The organism is Maritalea mobilis (genome assembly GCF_019800885.1).
GTDB classification, from domain to species: Bacteria; Pseudomonadota; Alphaproteobacteria; order Rhodobacterales; family Rhodobacteraceae; genus Roseibacterium; species Roseibacterium beibuensis.
The window spans coordinates 1-2,500 of record NZ_JAHVKE010000011.1 but is presented as its reverse complement, the minus strand read 5'-3'; the positions used below and the strand labels follow the sequence as shown (position 1 = coordinate 2,500).

Genomic DNA, 2,500 nt, shown 5'->3' with positions numbered 1-2,500 from the left:
GAGGTCCGAACCCACACCTGTTGAAAAAGGTCGGGATGAATTGTGCCTAGGGGTGAAAGGCCAATCAAACTCGGAGATAGCTGGTTCTCCGCGAAATCTATTTAGGTAGAGCGTCATCCGAATACCCCGGGGGGTAGAGCACTGGATGGGTAATGGGGCCCCACAGGCTTACTGATCCTAACCAAACTCCGAATACCCGGGAGTACTAGATGGCAGACACACTGCGGGTGCTAACGCCCGTAGTGGAGAGGGAAACAACCCTGACCTCCAGCTAAGGCCCCTAATTCATGGCTAAGTGGGAAAGCAGGTGGGACGACCAAAACAACCAGGAGGTTGGCTTAGAAGCAGCCATCCTTTAAAGATAGCGTAACAGCTCACTGGTCTAAACAAGTTGTCCTGCGGCGAAGATGTAACGGGGCTCAAGCCATGAGCCGAAGCTGAGGACTGCGTATGCAGTGGTAGCGGAGCGTAGTGTGAATAAACCCATGTCTCCTTACCCGGTTCGCCGGGATTGGAGACGCGGGTTTTACTGTGAAGCCGGGGCGTGAGCCATCCGGTGGAGTGATCACTAGCGAGAATGATGACATGAGTAGCGACAAACAGGGTGAGAGACCCTGTCGCCGAAAGTCCAAGGGTTCCTGCTTAAAGCTAATCTGAGCAGGGTAAGCCGACCCCTAAGGCGAGGCCGAAAGGCGTAGTCGATGGGAACCAGGTTAATATTCCTGGGCCATGTGGTGGTGACGGATCGCAGGTGTTGTTCGACCTTATCGGATTGGTCGGGCAGCTGAGCGGTTCCTGGAAATAGCCCCACTATAAGATCGTACCCTAAACCGACACAGGTGGACTGGTAGAGAATACCAAGGCGCTTGAGAGAACGATGTTGAAGGAACTCGGCAAAATACCTCCGTAAGTTCGCGAGAAGGAGGCCCAGTTTCTACGCAAGTATTGACTGGGGGCACAAACCAGGGGGTGGCGACTGTTTACTAAAAACACAGGGCTCTGCGAAGTCGCAAGACGACGTATAGGGTCTGACGCCTGCCCGGTGCCGGAAGGTTAAAAGGAGGAGTGCAAGCTCCGAATTGAAGCCCCGGTAAACGGCGGCCGTAACTATAACGGTCCTAAGGTAGCGAAATTCCTTGTCGGGTAAGTTCCGACCTGCACGAATGGCGTAACGACTTCCCCGCTGTCTCCAACATCGACTCAGCGAAATTGAATTGCCTGTCAAGATGCAGGCTTCCCGCGGTTAGACGGAAAGACCCCGTGCACCTTTACTACAGCTTCACACTGGCATCAGGCACAACATGTGCAGGATAGGTGGTAGGCTTCGAAGCAGGGACGCCAGTCTCTGTGGAGCCTCCCTTGAGATACCACCCTTGTTCTGCTTGATGTCTAACCGCGGTCCGTCATCCGGATCCGGGACCCTGTGTGGCGGGTAGTTTGACTGGGGCGGTCGCCTCCTAAAGCGTAACGGAGGCGCGCGAAGGTTGGCTCAGAGCGGTCGGAAATCGCTCGTTGAGTGCAATGGCAGAAGCCAGCCTGACTGCGAGACTGACAAGTCGAGCAGAGTCGAAAGACGGCCATAGTGATCCGGTGGTCCCGAGTGGAAGGGCCATCGCTCAACGGATAAAAGGTACGCCGGGGATAACAGGCTGATGGTGCCCAAGAGTCCATATCGACGGCACCGTTTGGCACCTCGATGTCGGCTCATCTCATCCTGGGGCTGGAGCAGGTCCCAAGGGTACGGCTGTTCGCCGTTTAAAGAGGTACGTGAGCTGGGTTTAGAACGTCGTGAGACAGTTCGGTCCCTATCTGCCGTGGGTGTAGGATACTTGAGAGGAGTTGCCCCTAGTACGAGAGGACCGGGGTGAACGATCCACTGGTGGACCAGTTGTCATGCCAATGGCAGTGCTGGGTAGCTATGATCGGAAAGGATAACCGCTGAAGGCATCTAAGCGGGAAGCCCCCCTCAAAACAAGGTATCCCTGAGGACCGAGGTAGACCACCTCGTCGATAGGCCGGAGATGTAAGCGCAGTAATGCGTTCAGTTGACCGGTACTAATTGTCCAATAGGCTTGATTTGATCCAGTAGAAGCCAGGCTTCGAACGATCCTTAAGCATCACCAACAGTGTACATGACTTGGATGTTTGTGTGCCTCTCACGCCTTCGTGCTCAAGTAGCGCGAATGCGCGGTAGCACACAAAACACGTGTTTCTTCCTCGGTTTGGTGGTCATAGCGTAAGCAAAACACCCGGCTCCATTCCGAACCCGGCCGTTAAGTGCTACAGCGCCGATGGTACTGCGTCTTAAGACGTGGGAGAGTAGGTCACCGCCAAACCTAGAAAGAAACACACACAAAAACGCATCTCTCAAACGATGAAAACATACCTCGGATCACCAAAAATAGGTCCCTCCGAGGACTTGGCGCGGGGTGGAGCAGCCCGGTAGCTCGTCAGGCTCATAACCTGAAGGTCGTAGGTTCAAATCCTACCCCCGCAACCA

1 tRNA gene and 2 rRNA genes (1 of these 3 cut by a window edge) are annotated in these 2,500 nt (G+C 54.7%); all 3 read left to right on the top strand.

The window, feature by feature from the left end:
• Positions 1-2,080, top strand: a 23S ribosomal RNA gene (locus KUV65_RS17970) (it extends 747 nt beyond the left edge of the window).
• A gap of 141 nt (positions 2,081-2,221) precedes the next feature.
• Positions 2,222-2,336, top strand: a 5S ribosomal RNA gene (gene rrf / locus KUV65_RS17965).
• A gap of 87 nt (positions 2,337-2,423) precedes the next feature.
• A tRNA-Met gene (locus KUV65_RS17960) sits at positions 2,424-2,500 on the top strand.